This is a genomic window from Streptomyces justiciae, from assembly GCF_015163075.1.
GTDB classification, from domain to species: domain Bacteria; phylum Actinomycetota; class Actinomycetes; order Streptomycetales; family Streptomycetaceae; genus Streptomyces; species Streptomyces justiciae.
The window spans coordinates 159,713-177,668 of the sequence record NZ_JADDXU010000009.1 but is presented as its reverse complement, the minus strand read 5'-3'; the positions used below and the strand labels follow the sequence as shown (position 1 = coordinate 177,668).

Below are 17,956 nucleotides of genomic sequence, written 5' to 3'. Positions count from 1 at the left end.
CTCAGGCAGCCGCCTTCGCTGTGCTGACCCTGCGCCGCAGCCGCCGCAGCTTGGAGGAGCGGCGCAGGTCCATCGTGTCGAGTACGTCGCCGAGCATGTCCTGCGGCATCCGCTTTATCGCCGCCGCACTGCGCGTCCGCAGCTCCTTGGCGACGGCCGGCTCCCACTTGGACTCGTCGGAGAGATGGTGGGCGATGATCGCGCAGTACGTCCGCACGGCCTTCGGCAGCAGCCGGTCGGCGTCCGGGTCCTGGGCGGTCTCCTCGATGACCTGGTCGAAGGCGCGGATGAAGTCCAGCTGACGGGCGTCGCCGATCTGGGTGAGCGAGGAGGCCACCCCGCGCCGGTAGAACACGCCCAGCAGGCTCACCACGGCGAACGACTCGGCCTCGCGGTGCAGCTTCCAGATCCAGGGCCGGTCCTCGGCGGTCCGCAGCCCGTCCGTGAAGTGCAGCAGCCCCTTGTCGAGGAGCCGGCGGTGATAGGCACCCGCCCACGCGAACGCGTAGTCCACGGACGTCGTCCGGTCGGCGGGCAGGATCGCCTCGCGCGGGTTCAGCACCTCCCCGCGCAGCCCGACCGGGGCGCGGTGCACGGACCGGGCGCGGGCGGTCGCCTGCACATGGTCGGTCCGTACGAAGTCGCAGCCCAGCCCCTCGATGGCGGCCACCAGCTCGGCGAAGTAGCCCGGCGCGAGCCAGTCGTCGCCGTCCAGGAAGGTCAGGTACTCGCCGGTCGCCGCGTCGAGGCCGGTGTTGCGGGCGGTGGCGAGACCCCCGTTCGTCTCATGGCGGATATATCTCACCCGCGCGACATCCGAAAGCGACTCGGCCGCCCGTTCGAGAATGGCGGGCGTTTCATCCTTGGATTTGTCGTCGACAAGGATGAACTCGAAGTCGCTCCGGGCGTTGAGCCGCAGACTTCTGAGGGTGTCCGGGGCGTATTGCTGCACGTTGTAGAAAGGCACGATCACGGAGAGCTTTGGCACCCGAGAAACGCTAGAAGCCCGTCCGGCAGGGCAACTTGACGACGGTGGTACGGAGGGTGAACTCGATGTGTCGGAATGGTGCATCCCATGTACTTCCGGGGCTTTGGCGGGCCAGTTCGGTTCTCGGTGGGCTGTTGTTAACTTTTCGTTGATTCGCGGTTGGGCCATACCTAGGAATTGCTTCCTAGCGTCTTCGACGTGCCAGCAAGTACGCCAGCAACTACAACGACGCCGCTGCGAATCGCGGTCCTCGCGGACTCCGACACCCGCTGGAAATGGGGTGCGCTGACCGCCCATCGCATCGCACCCCGTGACGACGCGCAAGAGGCCCTCAGCCTGAGCGGCTTCCTGCTGCGCGGCCGCGCCACACCCACCCCGCGCCAGCTCGCGGAGGTCGGGGTCGAGGCCGAGTCGCTGCGCGAGGTGACGTCGGTGGAGTTCCTGCGGGCGATGGCCGAGGAGCCGTACGACATCGTCGTGCTCGCCCTCGTGGGCGGCGGCGTGCAGGCGATGCTGCACGGGTTGAAGCGGGTGTGGGAGGGGCGTACCGATCGCCCCGTCGTCGTCACCGGCTATGTCGGCGTCGTCTACGAGAAGCTCGCGGACGGACTGCTGCTGCGGCACGGCGCGGACCTGGTCCTCGCCAACTCCCGCCAGGACGCGGAGCGTTTCCGGTCCGTGTACGAGGGGGTCGGCGCCGACGCCTCGGCGGTGACGGAGGTGGCGCTGCCGTTCCTCGGCGGTGCCGCCTACGAAGGTGAACACGACCCGTACACCGTGGTGTTCGCCGTACAGCCGTCCGTGCCGGACAGCCGCAAGGACCGTACGTATCTGCTCAACCGGCTGATCAAGCATGCCCGGTTGCACCCCGAGCGCGAGGTGCTGCTGAAGCTGCGCTCCAAGCCGGGGGAGCACACCACGCACATCGAGGAGCAGCCGTACCAGAAGCTGGTCCAGCGGCTGGCTCCGCCGGCCAACTTCCGTCTGGTGTACGGGAACATGGGCGAGGTTCTGGACCGTACGGATCTGCTGGTGACCATCAGCTCGACGGCGGCGCTGGAGTCCCTGCACCGGCGTATCCCGACGGTGGTGCTGACCGACCTGGGCGTGCGCGAGGTGTTGGGCAACCATCACTTCGTGGGCTCGGGGTGCCTTGCCTCCTGGGACCAGCTGGATGACGGGTACCGGCCGGTGGCCGACGCGGAGTGGGTGGCCCGGCAGGGGGTGGCGGCGGACGGGTCCTACGCCACGGCCTTCGACGCGGCGCGGGAGCGGATCGCCAAGCTGCTGGCCGGTGCGCTGCCGCCGCTGACGCCGTACTACACGCCGGCGACCGCGCCCGGGTATCTGCCCGGGATTCTGGCTCGTCATCACCTTGGCCCCGACGGCAGTCCGCTGCCGGGCGCTCCCGCTGCGGACAAGGAGCCGGGACCGGTTCGGCAGATCGTGCGGCGGGCTGCGCGTGGTGCCTACCGGCACGGGGTGCAGCGGGTGGCTCCTGTCATTCGGCGGATGGGGGAGCTGTGAGCGCCATCGAGAGTGCCGCCGCGGGCCGTCCGGCGGGTGCTGCGCCGTCTCGGCTGGTCGCGCAGTTCCCCGCGCCCCTTGAAGGCGGCTCCGCCGCCTCATTTCAGTCCCCTGCGCTAGGAGTGCAACCCATGTCCGACTCGCCGGTGGTGCGTCGTGTGCTCGCCGTCATCCCTGCCCGCGGGGGCTCCAAAGGGGTGCCCGCGAAGAACCTCGCCCCCGTCGGCGGTGTGCCGCTCGTGGCGCGGGCCGTGCGGGAGTGTCGGGCCACCCGGCTCGTGACGGATGTCGTCGTCTCCACCGATGACCAGGCCATCGCCGCCGCGGCCCGTGAGGCCGGTGCCGAGGTCGTGTTGCGGCCCGCCGCCATCGCCGGGGACACGGCGACCTCCGAGGCGGCCGTGCTGCACGCCATGGACACGCACGAGGCGCTGCACGGCGCGGCCGTCGACGTGGTGATGCTCGTGCAGTGCACCAGCCCCTTCATCGTCCGTGAGGACGTCGAGGCGGTCGCCGCGGCGGTCGTGGAGGAGGGTGCGGACACCGCCGTGACCGTCGCGCCCTTCCACGGGTTCATCTGGCGCGATGAGGTCAACTCCGTGGAGGGCAACGGCGGTTACGGCGTCAATCACGACAAGGCCTACCGCCCCCGCCGCCAGGACCGCCCCCAGGACCTGCTGGAGACCGGCGCCGCCTACGCGATGGACGCGGCCGGCTTCCGTAAGCACCAGCACCGCTTCTTCGGTCGCACCGAGCTCGTACGGACCGACCCCGCACGGGTGTTGGAGATCGACGACCCGCACGACCTCGCGCGGGCACGGGCGTTGGCGCCCCTGTTCGACGCGGACCGCCCCGGCGCCCTGCCGTCCTTCGCGGACGTCGACGCGGTCGTACTGGACTTCGACGGCACCCAGACGGACGACAGGGTGCTGATCGACGCCGATGGAAAGGAGTTCGTCTCCGTGCACCGCGGGGACGGACTGGGCATCGCCGCGCTCCGCAAGAGCGGCCTGAAGATGCTCATCCTCTCCACGGAGCAGAACCCGGTCGTCGCCGCCCGCGCACGGAAGCTGAAGATCCCCGTGCTGCACGGCATCGACCGGAAGGACCTCGCCCTCAAGCAGTGGTGCGAGGAGCAGGGCATCGCGCCCGAGCGCGTGCTCTACGTCGGCAACGACGTCAACGACCTCCCGTGCTTCGCCCTCGTGGGCTGGCCCGTGGCGGTCGCGAGCGCCCACGACGTGGTACGCGGCGCCGCCCGTGCGGTCACCACCCTCCCCGGTGGCGACGGCGCGATCCGAGAGATCGCCAGCTGGATCCTCGGCCCCTCTCTCGACTCCCTCGACAAGTAAGGAACGTCTGTAGCCATGTCTGCCAACTCCCGTCTCCGCACCTTCGGTACCGAGCGCATCGCCGGTCCCGGCCAGCCCGTCTACATCTGCGGCGAGATCGGTATCAACCACAACGGCGAGCTGGAGAACGCCTTCAAGCTCATCGACGTGGCCGCCGAGGCCGGCTGTGACGCCGTGAAGTTCCAGAAGCGCACCCCCGAGATCTGCACCCCGCGCGACCAGTGGGACATCGAGCGCGACACCCCCTGGGGCCGCATGACCTACATCGACTACCGCCACCGCGTGGAGTTCGGCGAGGACGAGTACCGCCAGATCGACGAGTACTGCAAGGAGAAGGGCATCGCCTGGTTCGCCTCCCCGTGGGACACCGAGGCCGTCGCCTTCCTGGAGAAGTTCGACGTCCCGGCCCACAAGGTGGCCTCCGCGTCCCTCACCGACGACGAGCTGCTCCGCGCCCTCCGCGCCACCGGCCGCACGATCATCCTCTCCTCCGGCATGTCGACGCCGAAGCAGATCCGCCACGCCGTCGAGGTCCTGGGCAGCGACAACATCCTTCTCTGCCACGCCACTTCGACCTACCCGGCCAAGGCCGAGGAGCTCAACCTGCGCGTGATCAACACGCTCCAGGAGGAGTACCCCAACGTCCCGATCGGCTACTCCGGCCACGAGACGGGCCTCCAGACCACGCTGGCCGCGGTCGCCCTCGGCGCCACCTTCGTCGAGCGTCACATCACCCTCGACCGCGCGATGTGGGGCTCCGACCAGGCCGCCTCCGTCGAGCCGCAGGGCCTCCAGCGCCTCGTCCGCGACATCCGCACCATCGAGGCCTCCCTCGGCGACGGCGTCAAGAAGGTCTACGACTCCGAGCTCGGCCCGATGAAGAAGCTGCGCCGCGTCACCGGTGTCGTGGCCGAGGCGGAGATCGCCGCGGCGGCGGGCGAGCCGGTCGGGGTCTGAAACCGAGTCTGGTCCATTGAGTCGCTTAGGGGACGGTAGTACGCCGATGAGCCGCCGCGCCGGATCCGCCGGCACCTCCACTCTCGCGTTCGTCGAGAGCCCGGTACAGCTGCTGAACGTGCTGGAGTGGGCGCATACGCAGGGAGTGTCCGGCACGGCGCCCGGCGCGGCCTCCGGCGCGGGGCTCACCCTCGTCGTCCTGTCCCCGACCGACCCGATGACCCGGGGCCAGCTGCGCCGCATGGCGGAGCTGGCCCGCGAAGAAGGGCACGAGGTCCGCTGGGAGGAGGCCCGGGGCGGCCCCGCGGCCCCCTTCCAGACGATCGGCGGCCTCGCGGGCATGCTCCGCAGGGCCGGCCGGGTCGTGCTGGGCGACCCGTTCTCGCGCTACGTCCAACTGCTGCTGACGATCACCCGGGCCGACGAGCTGGTGGTGGTCGACGACGGCACGGCCACGATGGAGTTCGTGGCCCAACTGGCCCGCGGCGAACGCCTGGTGCGCTGGCACCGCAAGGGCGGCCGCCCGGGCCCCCGCGACCTGGTCTTCGCGCCGGTGTCGTCGGCGGCCCGCAAACGCCTGACGCCGAAGGACGGGCGGGGTGTGGAGATCTTCTCCTCCATGCCGATGGAGGAGACGCCGGAGGGGGTGACGGTGGTCGCCAACACCTTCGCCTGGACCCGCTCCCGCTTCGGCCCGCCCCGCATCACCAAGGGCGCCGACATGGTCGGTACGTCGCTGGTGGAGACGGGGGTGGTGGACGGGGACGCGTATCTGGAGGCGGTGAAGCTGCTGTCCAAGACGCACGGCACCACCCGCTACTTCGCCCACCGCCGCGAGAGCGCGGAGAAGCTGCACCGGCTGGCGGTGGAGACGGGCCTCGAGGTGGTCCGTCCCGACCTCCCCCTGGAGCTGATCGCCCGCAGGGGCCCGATCGGCCGTACGATCCTCAGCTTCCCGTCGACGGTCGTCCACACCCTGCCGCTCGCGCTCGCCGGCACGGAGGTCAAGGTCGCGGTCTGCGACATCGACCCGGCGTGGCTGACGGAGAACGCGTCACCGCGGGCGCAGGGGTTCCTGTCCGGGGTGACGGGAACGGCGAGGGACGTGACGAGACTGTCGGCGGTGGCGGCGGTCTGACGCCTGCGTCCGCAGGTCACCCGTCCTTACGGGCGAGGACGTACGCCTTCCGGTACTTCTCCTGCCCCTGGGGCTCGCGCACGGTACGGCTGTGCAGCTGAAGCCCGGCGGCGGTGAGCAGCTCGACGACGTCCTCCGGCCTGCGCCAGTAGTAGTCGAGCGAGATGGCATGCCCGAACCGCTCGTCGAGGTGCAGGTGATCGCTCTCCTCGTCGTACTGGAAGGCGAGCAGCAGGTACCCGCCGGGCGCGAGGACGCGCCGGAACTCCCGGAAGACGTCGGGGAGTTGCTGGTCCGGCACATGGATGATCGAGTACAGCGCGGCGATCCCGCCGAGCGTGCCGTCCGGCAGGTCGAGGGCGGTCATGGACCCGAGATGGAACCGGAGTTCGGGATAGGTCTGCCGGGCCCTCGCCACCATCCGCGGCGAGACATCGATCCCGAACACGGGCACCCCGAGCGCGTGCAGCCGCGCGGTGACGACCCCCGGCCCGCTCCCCACATCAGCGACCGGCTCCCGCCCGCGTTCCTTCACCAGCTCCGCGAACCCACCGATCAAGGCCCGGTCAAAGGTATGGATCCCGGCCCAGTCCGCACACTGCTCGGCGTAGTCCTCGGCGATCGTGTCGTACGCGGCACTGGTGGCCCGTATGAAATCGGGGATCTCGGCAGTCATGGGGGGCACCCTAGCGAGGGGGTGCGACACCGGGGTGAAGATGATGGGGCCTGTTCGAGAAGTACGTGGTGAGAGGGGGGACGGCCCTGATGGACGACTTCAGCGAGCTGCGCTCCCGCGGTCAGGGATACCTGGAAGTGGACCTGCCAGGCGGCACGTACCCCTACCTGACCTTGAGTTTCCGAGCCGATCACGCGGTGGTCCACCTCTTCACCGACGACGAGACCGTGTCCCTGCTCGTCGGGGACGGCAGCGTGCCGCGGGACGAGACGGTCGAGGTCCCGATCATGGACGAACTGGCGATCTTCACGGGCCACTTCGTCATGGCCGTCGACCACGCGTGGGGTGTCGCGCAGAGCTTCGTCCGGACGGGGTCGTTCACCGGGCTGGGGGAGTGGGTGGAGCTGTGACCTAGGGCCCGCTCCTCCTCCGCCGTCCAGGTGAACGCCCCCGGCACTCACCCCACCTCCGTCACCCCGCGTGGCGGAAACGTCGCGTGGCGGTGATGATTCCGGGACCGGAACAAGCGTCTCAGCGGAGGCAGGGTGGATTCCCGGCGTGGTGCGGTCCCGACAGGTGAACAAGGGCGACGGGGCGGCGTCGCGACGTGGTATCCCAGGAGGAGTGGGTGAGTGACGGATGTGGCCGGAAAGCCTTCGATCAAGGCAGTCGCAGGTCAGCCGCCGGTCAGCCAGGGGTCACTCTCCGTGGATCGATGTCGATCGACGCGGATCGCCAAGATCCGTCCGGCCGGAAAGCCGGCGAGTTTACCCATCCAAGCCGATACGTATGCGCCCAGCGGCCAGATTTTCTTCCCCTAACGGGTTGAACTTTTGTTGATCGAGGGTCAGTTGGCCACCCGGGCGTCCTACCCTTCAGAGGGTGAAGCAATTGATGTCCCAAGAGTCCGAGGCCGAACCAGTCGGGGAAGCCGTGCTTCCCGGCACGCTGCCCGAGAGCCTGCGTGCCGAACTCGTCGCGTTCCGACGCGACTTGCACATGCACCCCGAGCTCGGCAACCAGGAGTTCCGCACGACCGCGGCCATCAAGGCGCGGCTCGAGAAGGCCGGGCTGCACCCCCGGGTCCTCCCCGTAGGCACCGGGCTCATCTGTGACATCGGTGAGTGGGACGGCCGCAAGCCGATGCTCGCGCTGCGTGCCGACATCGACGCCCTGCCCATTCCGGACACGAAGAGTGAGTGCGCGTACCGCTCCACCGTGCCCGACCGGGCGCACGCGTGCGGACACGACGTGCACACGACGGTGGTGCTCGGCGCCGGACTCGTCCTCGCCGACCTGCACCGGCAGGGCCGGCTGCCCCGCCCCGTCCGGCTGCTCTTCCAGCCCGCCGAGGAGGTTCTCCCCGGCGGCGCCGCCGACGCCATCGAGTGCGGTGTGCTGGACGGAGTCGGGAAGATCATCGCCGTGCACTGCGACCCGAGGGTCGACGCCGGGCGGATCGGCCTGCGCACCGGCCCCATCACCTCCGCCTGCGACCGGCTGGAGGTCTCCCTGGACGGCCCCGGCGGCCACACCGCCCGGCCGCACCTCACCACCGACCTTGTCACCGCCGCCGCCCGCGTCGTCGTCGACGTACCGGCCCTGGTCGCCCGGCGCGTGGACAGCCGTAGCGGACTGGCCATGACCTGGGGACGCATCGAATCCGGCCACGCGCCGAACGTCATCCCGCAGCACGCCGAGCTGTCCGGAACCGTGCGCTGCCTGGACCTGGACGCCTGGCGGCAGGCGCCCGACATCGTCGTCGCCGCGATCGACGAGATCGCCAATCTGCACCGCGCCAAGTCCGAGATCAACTACGTGCGCGGTGTCCCGCCCGTCGTCAATGACCCGGACGTGACCGAGCTGCTGCGGGACGCCATGACCGCGCGACGCGGGGCGCAGTCCGTCGAGGGCACCGAGCAGAGCCTCGGCGGCGAGGACTTCTCCTGGTACCTGGAGCATGTGCCGGGCGCCATGGCCCGCCTCGGTGTCCGCACCCCCGGTGAGCGGACCGTGCGCGACCTCCACCAGGGCGACTTCGACGCCGACGAGTCGGCCATCACCGTGGGCGTGGAGATGTTCACCGCGGCCGCGCTGCTGGACGCGGTTTCCTGAGAGCGCCTCACGGGGCAGCCGGGAAGATCTTGTGAAGGGGCACCACCATTGGTGCCCCTTCGTCCCCTTGTGTCACCCGTGCGTAACCGGGTTCTCGCGAACGTAACCCGATGTCGGCACGGTTCGATAACGGCCACGAGAAACCCCGTTCCCCTCCCCTTCTACGCGCGTTACTGTGCGCCGAAATCGCCACCGTTGGCGGCACATTGGGGATGCGGGGCCGTTCGACGGTGCCGTGGGGATGAAGGGGTGCTTGCTGTGCGTCGGATATCTCGGAGGACCAGGTTCTCCCAAGCAGTGGTGGCCGTCTCGGTCATCGCCCTCGCGGCCGTCGGGTGCGGTGAGTCCAGCACCAAGGCCGACAGTGACAAGGCGTCCACCTCGGCGGACGGCAAGTACTCGGGCAAGGGCATCGGGCTCGCGTACGACATCGGCGGCAAGGGCGACCAGTCCTTCAACGACGCCGCCTACGCCGGCTTCGAGCAGGCCAACAAGGAACTCAAGATGGGCGGCACGGACATCGAGCCGCAGGACGGCGAGTCCGAGGCCGACAAGGTGCAGCGCCTGGAGCAGCTCGCCAAGTCCGGCTACAACCCCGTGATCGGCGTCGGCTACATCTACGCGACCGCCATCAACGAGGTCGCCAAGAAGTACCCGAACACGACCTTCGGCATCATCGACGACGAGACGGTCAAGGCCAACAACGTCGCCGACATGGTCTTCTCCGAGGAGCAGGCCTCCTACCTCGCGGGTGTCGCCGCCGCCAAGGCCTCCAAGGCCAAGCACGTCGGCTTCATCGGCGGTGTGGACATCCCGCTGATCCACAAGTTCGGTGCGGGCTTCAAGCAGGGCGTCCAGTCCGTCGACCCGAAGATCAAGATCGAGTCGCAGTACCTGACCGAGACCCCGGCCGAGGGCGGCTTCTCCAGCCCCGACAAGGGTAAGGAGGCGGCCAGCGGCCAGATCGAGAAGGGCGCCGACGTCATCTACCACGCCGCCGGCCTCTCCGGTCAGGGCGTGATCTCCGAGGCCGCCGCCAAGAAGGTGTGGGCCATCGGCGTCGACTCCGACCAGTACAACCAGGACGCGCTGAAGGCGTACAAGGACTACATCCTCGGCTCGGCCCTGAAGAACGTCGGCGGCGCGGTCTACAACCTCGCCAAGTCCGTCTACGAGGGCAAGCCCCTCACCGGCGTCCAGCGCGGCGACCTGAAGTCCGGCGGCGTCGGCTTCGCCGACTCCAACCCGAAGTACAAGGCCATGACGGACGTCGTCGCCGCGGTCGACAAGGCCAAGCAGGACATCATCGACGGCAAGGTCACGGTCAAGACGACTGACTGAGCCCCTTCAGGACCCTCGGATACGCCCGCCCGGGCGCCGTTGCAGCTCATACGCCCCTTGCCTCCCGCAAGGGGCGTACTGCTGTCCGTAGTCTGTGTTGCATCTGTGGCCACAGCTCGATAACGGACCGGACAGAAGGGGTTTTCCGTCTGGTCTACGCGCGTTACGCTGCGGCGGAACCAGCGCCTGGTTTGGGCGCTTGCACAAAGGAGTCTCGTTCCATGCGCCGGGTGTCCCGTATCACGGTTGCAGGCGTTGCAACCGCAGCCCTCGCCCTGACCGCGTCCGCGTGCGGCAGCTCGTCCAGCGAGTCGTCGAACAGCGACAGCAAGAACCTGGGCCTCGCCCTGGCGTACGACGTCGGCGGCAAGGGCGACCAGTCCTTCAACGACGCCGCGACCGCCGGCATGGAGAAGGCCGACAAGGAGTTCGGTTACAAGTCCACCGCCGTCGAGCCGCAGGACGGCGAGTCCGAGGCGGACAAGGTCCAGCGCCTGGAGACCCTGGCCAAGCAGGGCTACAACCCGGTCATCGGCGTCGGCTACGCCTACGCGCCCGCCGTCAAGGCGGCCGCGCAGAAGTACCCGAAGACCACCTTCGGCATCGTCGACGACGAGCAGACCAAGGCCGACAACGTCGCGGACCTCGTCTTCTCCGAGGAGCAGGCCTCCTACCTGGCCGGCGTCGCCGCCGCCAAGACCACCAAGTCCAACGTGGTCGGCTTCATCGGCGGTGTGGACGTGCCGCTGATCCACAAGTTCGAGGCCGGCTTCAAGCAGGGCGTCGCGGACACCAAGAAGGGTGTCACGGTCAAGTCGCAGTACCTGACCGAGACCGCCGCCGAGGGGGGCTTCTCCAGCCCGGACAAGGGTGAGGCCGCCGCCGAGGGCCAGATCGACGACAAGGCGGACGTCGTCTACGCCGCCGCCGGTCTGTCCGGCCAGGGCGTCATCAAGGCCGCCAACGCCAACAAGGTGTGGGCGATCGGCGTCGACTCCGACCAGTACAAGCAGGACGCGCTGAAGGCGTACAAGGACTCGATCCTGACCTCCGCCATGAAGAACGTCGAGGGCGCGGTCTACGACCTGGCCAAGTCGGTCAAGGACGGCAAGCCGGAGACCGGTGTCATCCGCGGCAGCCTGTCCAACGGCGGCGTGAGCCTGTCGAACTCCAACCCGGTCTTCGCGGACAACAAGGACACCCAGGCCGCGATCGAGAAGGCCACCGCGGGCATCAAGGACGGCTCCATCAAGGTGAAGACCTCCTGACCTCACCCGGTCACAGGCCTTGGCCAAATAAGCGCTGTAATGGCAGCGTTACGGCCACGGAACGGGGTGCGGAGACGATGCTCTTCGCGCCCCGTTCGCGCGGCAGAATGCTCGGAACGGATCGTTGGCCGAAAATGAACGATCAGGTCCGGGCACTATTTAAAGCAGGGGCGCTACGCGCGTAGAGTGGCCCCTTCCACAAGGAGAGTGCGCCATCGACGCGACCAGCAGCCCTCCGCTCACCGATCACTCGACGATCGCGGTCGAGCTGGCGGGGATCACCAAGCGGTTCCCGGGTGTCGTCGCCAACCACGACATCCACCTGACGGTACGCAAGGGCACCGTCCACGCCCTCGTCGGCGAGAACGGCGCCGGCAAGTCGACCCTGATGAAGATCCTCTACGGCATGCAGAAGCCGGACGAGGGCACCATCGCGGTCGCCGGCGCGCAGGTGACGTTCGGCAGCCCCGCCGACGCCATCGCCCGCGGCATCGGCATGGTCCACCAGCACTTCATGCTCGCCGACAACCTCACCGTCCTGGAGAACGTGGTCCTGGGCAGCGAGAAGCTGTACGGCATCGGCGGCGGCGCCCGTAAGAAGATCAAGGAGATCTCCGACCGCTACGGGCTCAACGTGCGCCCCGACGTCCTCGTCGAGGACCTCGGTGTCGCCGAGCGCCAGCGCGTGGAGATCCTCAAGGTCCTCTACCGCGGCGCCAGCACCCTCATCCTCGACGAGCCCACCGCCGTCCTCGTGCCGCAGGAGGTCGACGCGCTCTTCGACAACCTGCGCGAGCTCAAGTCCGAGGGCCTGTCGGTCATCTTCATCTCCCACAAGCTGGGCGAGGTGCTGTCCGTCGCCGACGACATCACCGTCATCCGGCGCGGTACGACCGTGGGCACGGCCGTCCCCTCCGAGACCACCCCGCGTCAGCTCGCCGAGATGATGGTCGGCAGCGAGCTGCCCACCCCGGAGACCGCCGAGTCGACCGTCACCGACCGGGCCGTCATCGAGGTGAAAGGCCTCACCGTCTACGCCAGCGGCGGCGCCTCCCTGGGCGTCGAGGCCGAACCGGCCGGCGGCGTCGGCCTGGCCGCCGAGGGCGGCGAGGTCAAGAAGGTCCTCGACGACGTCACCTTCACCATCCACGCCGGCGAGGTCATGGGCATCGCCGGTGTCGAGGGCAACGGCCAGACCGAGCTCATCGACGCGCTGATCGGCACCAAGAACGCCGACTCCGGCACCATCGCCTTCCTCGGCGAGGACATCACCCCCTGGCCCACCCGCAAGCGCCGCGAGTCCGGCGTCGGCTACATCCCCGAGGACCGCCACCGCCAGGGCCTGCTCCTGGAGGCCCCGCTCTGGGAGAACCGCATCCTCGGCCATGTCACCGAGGCCCCCAACGCCAAGGGCGTCTGGCTGAACCCCAAGGGCGCCCAGGCCGACACCCGCCGGATCGTCGAGGAGTACGACGTCCGCACCCCCGGCATCGACGTCACTGCCGCCTCCCTGTCCGGCGGCAACCAGCAGAAGCTGATCGTCGGCCGCGAGATGAGCCACAGCCCCAAGTTCCTGATCGCCGCTCACCCCACGCGCGGTGTGGACGTCGGCGCGCAGGCCCAGATCTGGGACCGCATCCGCGAGGCCCGCCGCGAGGGCCTGGCGGTGCTGCTGATCTCCGCCGACCTGGACGAGCTCATCGGCCTGTCGGACACCCTGCGGGTGATCTACGACGGCAAGCTCGTCGCCGACGCCAACCCGGCGACGATCACCCCGGAGGAGCTCGGCTCCGCGATGACCGGTGCCGCGACCGGACACCTTGAGCACGTAGAAAACGGCGAGGAAGCAGCCGCCGAATCCGCCCCGGAGGACGAGGCCCGATGAAGAAGTTCGACAAGGAGCGCCTGCTCCTCGCCGTGGCCGGTCCGGCCCTGGCGCTCGTCGCGGCGATCCTGCTGACCTCGGTCGTGCTGATCGCCTCCGGCAAGAGCCCGATCGAGCCCTACCGGCTGATGATCGAGCAGGCCGGCTACTCCGACGTCCAGGTCCTGATCATCAACCAGGCGTCGATGTACTACATCGCCGCCCTCGCGGTCGCCCTCGGCTTCCGCATGAACCTCTTCAACATCGGCGTCGACGGCCAGTACCGCCTCGGCGCCATGATGACCGCCGTCGTCGGCGCCCACGTCGCCCTGCCGGCCGCCCTCCAGGTGCCGCTGCTGCTCCTGGTCGGCGCGCTCACCGGCGCCATGTGGGCCGGTATCGCGGGCGTCCTGAAGGTCACCCGGGGCGTCAGCGAAGTCGTCGCGACGATCATGCTGAACTCGATCGCCACCAGCGTCATCGGCTACCTCACCCTCACCGACAACTGGGGCGTCCCGCTCGGCGACAACGTCACGACCGGTGTGATGAAGGAGTCCGGCTGGGTCCCCGGCATCGACCTCGGCTCCGATGTCGGCGAGATCTACGGCCTGGTCTTCCTCGCCGCCGCCATGGGCCTCGGCTACTGGTTCGTCCTCAACCGCACCCGCTTCGGCTTCGACCTGCGCGCCACCGGCGCCTCCGAGACCGCCGCCGCGGCCTCCGGCGTCAACGCCAAGCGCATGGTCCTCACCGCGATGCTGATCTCCGGCGCCGTCGCCGGCATCTCCGGCCTGCCGCTGCTCCTCGGCGACGCCCACACGTACAGCCTCAGCTTCCCGGCCGGTCTCGGCTTCACCGCGATCGGCATCGCCCTGCTGGGCCGCAACAACCCCGGCGGCATCGCGCTCGCCGCCCTGCTGTGGGCCTTCCTCGACAAGGCGTCCCCCGCGCTCGACTACGCGGTCCCGGAGCCGTACGAGAAGGAGATCGCCACGATCATGCAGGGCCTGATCGTGTTCGCGGTCGTCATCTCCTACGAGGTCGTCCGCACCTGGGGCCTGCGCCGGCAGCAGAAGCGCGTCGGTGAGGAACTCGCCGCGGCCGCCGCCCAGAACACCAAGAAGGAGGTGGCGGTCTGATGAGCACCGCGACCATCGCCAAGGCGCCGGCGAAGCAGCCCGGCAAGGGCGGCCGCCGCATGTCGCTGCCCGTCCTCCTCCTGATCATCTCGGGCGTGCTGATCCTGACCTCGGCCGTCCGACTGATCACCGACGCGGACGGCATCACGTCCACCGGCCAGATGTCCACCGCCCTGCGCGCGGCCGTCCCGATCGGCCTCGCCGGCCTCGGCGGTCTGTGGGCCGAGCGGGCGGGCGTCGTCAACATCGGCCTCGAGGGCATGATGATCCTCGGCACCTGGTTCGGCGCCTGGGCCGGCTACCAGTGGGGCCCGTGGACCGGCGTCGTCGTCGGCATCATCGGCGGCGCGCTCGGCGCCGTACTGCACGCCATCGCCACGGTCACCTTCAACGTCAACCACATCGTCTCCGGTGTGGCCCTGAACATCCTGGCCCTCGGCACCACCCGCTATCTGTCGAAGTTCACCTTCGAGGACGCCCCGCAGGGCTCCTCCAAGCAGTCCCCGCCGATCGACTCGCTCGGCACCTTCGACGTGCCCGGACTGTCCAGCTGGCTGGAGACCCTCAACCAGAAGCACTGGTTCCTGATCTCCGACATCGCCGGCCTCGTCGGCGGTCTGATCACCGACCTGTCGCCGCTCACCGTCGTCGCCGTCGCCCTCGTACCCGCCACCTGGTACGTGCTGTGGCGCACCTCGTTCGGTCTGCGGCTGCGCTCCTGCGGCGAGAACCCGATCGCGGCCGAGTCCCTCGGTGTCAACGTCTACAAGTACAAGTACATCGCCGTGATCATCTCCGGCGGCTTCGCCGGCCTCGGCGGTGCCTTCCTGTCGATCGTGTCGTCCAACGTGTACCTCGACGGCCAGACGGCCGGCCGCGGTTACATCGGTCTCGCCGCGATGATCTTCGGCAACTGGATGCCGGGCGGACTCGCCCTCGGCGCGGGCCTGTTCGGCTACACCGACAGCCTCAAGTTGCGCGGCGGCACCACCAACGTCCACGCGCTCCTCCTGCTGATCGCGATCCTGCTGGTGGCCGGCGCCATCTACCTGATCTGGAAGAAGAAGTACGTCCCCGCCGCCATCACCGCCGTGATCTCGGCCCTGATGTTCGTCTGGTACGCCACCACGAACGAGGTCCCGAACCAGGTCGTGACCGCCAGCCCGTACGTCATCACCCTCCTCGTCCTTTCGCTGTCCGCACAGCGCCTGAGGATGCCGAAGGCGGACGGACTGCCGTACCGGAAGGGCCAAGGCAAGTGACCGTCTCCGCCGACTTCGACTGGGAGCCCCTGAGGGAGCTGGCCCGCGAGGCGATGAGCCACGCGTACGCCCCCTACTCGGGCTACCCGGTCGGCGTCGCGGCCCTCGTCGACGACGGCCGCACGGTCTCCGGCTGCAACGTCGAGAACGCCAGCTACGGCCTCGGCCTGTGCGCCGAGTGCGGGCTGGTCTCGGAGCTCCAGCGCACCGGGGGCGGCCGCCTGACGCACTTCACCTGCGTCGACGGCCGGGGCGAGGTCCTCGTCCCCTGCGGCCGCTGCCGACAACTGCTGTACGAGTTCGGCGGCCCCGACCTGCTGCTGGAGACACCGGCGGGCATCCTGCCGCTCTCGGAGATGCTGCCTCAGGCCTTCGGCCCGGACCATCTCACCTCGAAGTAACTCCCGTGCGGCCCCTCTGGATCGGAATCGGTCAGGGGGGCCGCGCACTTCCTGGAACCATCGGAAGGAAGCCCCACATGGCCATGGACGCCATCTCCGTCATCCGCACCAAGCGGGACCGTGGCGAGCTCAGCGACGAGCAGATCGACTGGGTCATCGACGCGTACACCCGCGGCGAGGTCGCCGACTACCAGATGGCCGCGCTGAACATGGCCATCCTCCTCAACGGCATGAACCGCCGCGAGATCTCCCGCTGGACCGCCGCGATGATCGCGTCCGGCGAGCGCATGGACTTCTCGTCGCTGTCCCTGCCGACGGCGGACAAGCACTCCACGGGCGGCGTCGGCGACAAGATCACGCTCCCGCTGGCCCCCCTGGTGGCGGCGTGCGGCGCGGCCGTGCCCCAGCTCTCTGGCCGCGGCCTCGGTCACACCGGCGGCACCCTGGACAAGCTGGAGTCGATCCCGGGCTGGCGCGCGCTGCTCTCCAACGAGGAGATGCTGCACGTCCTGGACACGACGGGTGCGGTGATCTGCGCCGCCGGCGACGGTCTCGCCCCCGCCGACAAGAAGCTGTACGCCCTGCGGGACGTCACCGGCACGGTCGAGGCCATCCCGCTGATCGCCTCCTCGATCATGTCGAAGAAGATCGCGGAGGGTACGGGTTCGCTGGTCCTGGACGTGAAGGTGGGTTCGGGTGCCTTCATGAAGACCATCGAGGACGCGCGTGAGCTGGCGTCGACGATGGTCGGCCTGGGCACCGACCACGGCGTGAAGACGGTCGCGCTCCTCACGGACATGTCGACGCCGCTCGGCCTGACCGCGGGCAACGCCCTCGAGGTCCGCGAGTCGGTGGAGGTCCTGGCGGGCGGCGGCCCGGCGGACGTCGTCGAGCTGACGATCGCCCTGGCGCGCGAGATGCTGGACGCGGCCGGCGTCCGCGACGCCGACCCGGCGAAGGCGCTCGCCGACGGCTCCGCGATGGACGTCTGGCGCCGGATGATCGCGGCCCAGGGCGGCGACCCGGACGCCGAACTGCCCGTGGCCAAGGAGCAGCACGTCATCAAGGCGGGCGCCGCCGGCGTCCTGACCCGCCTCGACGCGTACGACATCGGCGTCGCCGCCTGGCGCCTCGGCGCGGGCCGCGCCCGCAAGGAGGACCCAGTGCAGGCGGGCGCGGGCATCGAGATGCACGCCAAGCCCGGCGACACGATCACCGAGGGCCAGCCCCTCCTGACCCTCCACACGGACACCCCGGAACGCTTCGAGTACGCCCTGGAGGCGATCGAGGGTTCGTACGACATCGCGGCCACGGGTACGGACTTCACGGCTTCGCCGGTGGTGCTGGAACGTATTGCCTGACCTGGCGTTTCCTCGTTCGGGTGAACGGGATCGGTGTTTCGGCGCCGGTCCCGTTCGGCATAGGGCTGCAGGGTCGAGATCATCGAGGGGCTCATCACGGTGACGCCGTACTCGGCCCAGGCCCACCACCTCACCGTCGAGCCCCTGCAACGACGGCTCTACGAGGTGATCCCGGAGGCCTGGGGCGTCTACCAGCGACTGACCCTGGCCGTGCCGTCCCGGCTCGGGCTCTACGTCCCCGACCTCGCTGTGGTGCCCGAACGGGCGTTGCGTGGGGCGGACGACACCCTCGTGCCCGCCGGTAAGGCTCACCTCGTGGTGGAGGTCACCTCGACGGCGACCGCCGACAACGACCGCATCCATAAAGCCAGGGGCTACGCCGAGGCAGGCATCCCGCTCTATCTGCTCATCGACGCTGTGGCGCCAGGTGGCCCCACGGTCACCTTGTACGGCGAACCCGGGCGAGGTGTCTACCGACTCCTCAGCGCAGGCAAGTTCGGCAGCCACCTCGTAGTGCCCCAGCCCTTCGACCTCACCCTCGACACCAGTGAGTTCCCCGAGCGCTGA

General features: G+C 69.3%; 16 protein-coding genes. 14 read left to right on the top strand and 2 right to left on the bottom strand.

Features of this window, described 5'->3' with window-relative positions:
• Window position 1 precedes the first annotated feature (1 nt).
• Window positions 2-988 carry a glycosyltransferase family 2 protein gene (locus tag IQ210_RS25220; protein WP_194081386.1) on the bottom strand — a complete coding sequence of 329 codons (987 nt, stop codon included), beginning with the start codon at window positions 986-988 and terminating at the stop codon, window positions 2-4.
• Between the two features lie 198 nt (window positions 989-1,186).
• Here IQ210_RS25220 and IQ210_RS25215 point away from each other — a divergent pair, with 198 nt between their 5' ends.
• The 4 genes from IQ210_RS25215 to IQ210_RS25200 all read left to right on the top strand — a co-directional run bounded on the left by IQ210_RS25215 (window position 1,187) and on the right by IQ210_RS25200 (window position 5,962).
• The gene (locus IQ210_RS25215; protein ID WP_194081385.1) at window positions 1,187-2,515 is read left to right on the top strand and encodes a DUF6716 putative glycosyltransferase; all 1,329 of its coding nucleotides are present in this window, start codon (window positions 1,187-1,189) and stop codon (window positions 2,513-2,515) included.
• Between the two features lie 131 nt (window positions 2,516-2,646).
• Window positions 2,647-3,867: an N-acylneuraminate cytidylyltransferase gene (locus IQ210_RS25210; protein ID WP_194081384.1), complete on the top strand. Its 1,221-nt coding sequence runs from the start codon at window positions 2,647-2,649 to the stop codon at window positions 3,865-3,867.
• 15 nt (window positions 3,868-3,882) lie between these two features.
• A complete protein-coding gene (locus IQ210_RS25205) occupies window positions 3,883-4,824 on the top strand; it encodes an N-acetylneuraminate synthase family protein (protein ID WP_194081383.1) in 942 nt (313 codons plus the stop codon).
• 46 nt (window positions 4,825-4,870) lie between these two features.
• Window positions 4,871-5,962 (top strand): globin family protein, encoded by a 1,092-nt coding sequence (locus tag IQ210_RS25200; RefSeq protein ID WP_194081382.1) that lies wholly within the window; start codon window positions 4,871-4,873, stop codon window positions 5,960-5,962.
• A 16-nt stretch (window positions 5,963-5,978) separates the two neighbouring features.
• Here the strand turns inward: IQ210_RS25200 and IQ210_RS25195 are convergent, their stop codons facing one another.
• The gene (locus IQ210_RS25195) at window positions 5,979-6,638 is read right to left on the bottom strand and encodes a class I SAM-dependent methyltransferase (RefSeq protein WP_194081381.1); all 660 of its coding nucleotides are present in this window, start codon (window positions 6,636-6,638) and stop codon (window positions 5,979-5,981) included.
• Window positions 6,639-6,727: 89 nt separating this feature from the next.
• Between IQ210_RS25195 and IQ210_RS25190 the strand changes: the two genes are divergently transcribed.
• The 10 genes from IQ210_RS25190 (at window position 6,728) to IQ210_RS25145 (ending at window position 17,956) form a co-directional block, all read left to right on the top strand.
• Window positions 6,728-7,048, top strand: coding sequence for a hypothetical protein (locus IQ210_RS25190; protein ID WP_194081380.1), 321 nt, complete (start codon window positions 6,728-6,730; stop codon window positions 7,046-7,048).
• A gap of 484 nt (window positions 7,049-7,532) precedes the next feature.
• On the top strand, window positions 7,533-8,753 hold the full coding sequence (locus IQ210_RS25185; protein WP_194081379.1) for a M20 family metallopeptidase: 1,221 nt from the start codon (window positions 7,533-7,535) through the stop codon (window positions 8,751-8,753).
• 300 nt (window positions 8,754-9,053) lie between these two features.
• Entirely contained in the window at window positions 9,054-10,094 is a 1,041-nt protein-coding gene (locus IQ210_RS25180; RefSeq protein ID WP_256784107.1) for a BMP family lipoprotein, read from the top strand.
• Window positions 10,095-10,315: 221 nt separating this feature from the next.
• Window positions 10,316-11,362: a BMP family lipoprotein gene (locus tag IQ210_RS25175; RefSeq protein ID WP_194081378.1), complete on the top strand. Its 1,047-nt coding sequence runs from the start codon at window positions 10,316-10,318 to the stop codon at window positions 11,360-11,362.
• A gap of 214 nt (window positions 11,363-11,576) precedes the next feature.
• Entirely contained in the window at window positions 11,577-13,247 is a 1,671-nt protein-coding gene (locus IQ210_RS25170) for an ABC transporter ATP-binding protein (RefSeq protein WP_194081577.1), read from the top strand.
• Window positions 13,244-14,365 (top strand): ABC transporter permease, encoded by a 1,122-nt coding sequence (locus IQ210_RS25165; protein ID WP_194081377.1) that lies wholly within the window; start codon window positions 13,244-13,246, stop codon window positions 14,363-14,365. The genes IQ210_RS25170 and IQ210_RS25165 overlap by 4 nt, the downstream gene beginning before the upstream one ends.
• Window positions 14,365-15,627 (top strand): ABC transporter permease, encoded by a 1,263-nt coding sequence (locus IQ210_RS25160; RefSeq protein WP_194081376.1) that lies wholly within the window; start codon window positions 14,365-14,367, stop codon window positions 15,625-15,627. Before IQ210_RS25165 ends, IQ210_RS25160 begins: the two co-directional genes overlap by 1 nt.
• The gene (locus tag IQ210_RS25155; RefSeq protein ID WP_194081375.1) at window positions 15,624-16,028 is read left to right on the top strand and encodes a cytidine deaminase; all 405 of its coding nucleotides are present in this window, start codon (window positions 15,624-15,626) and stop codon (window positions 16,026-16,028) included. Before IQ210_RS25160 ends, IQ210_RS25155 begins: the two co-directional genes overlap by 4 nt.
• Before the next feature lie 77 nt (window positions 16,029-16,105).
• Complete coding sequence (locus tag IQ210_RS25150) at window positions 16,106-17,389, top strand: thymidine phosphorylase (protein WP_194081374.1); 1,284 nt, start codon at window positions 16,106-16,108, stop codon at window positions 17,387-17,389.
• A gap of 78 nt (window positions 17,390-17,467) precedes the next feature.
• Window positions 17,468-17,956 (top strand): Uma2 family endonuclease, encoded by a 489-nt coding sequence (locus IQ210_RS25145; RefSeq protein ID WP_194081576.1) that lies wholly within the window; start codon window positions 17,468-17,470, stop codon window positions 17,954-17,956.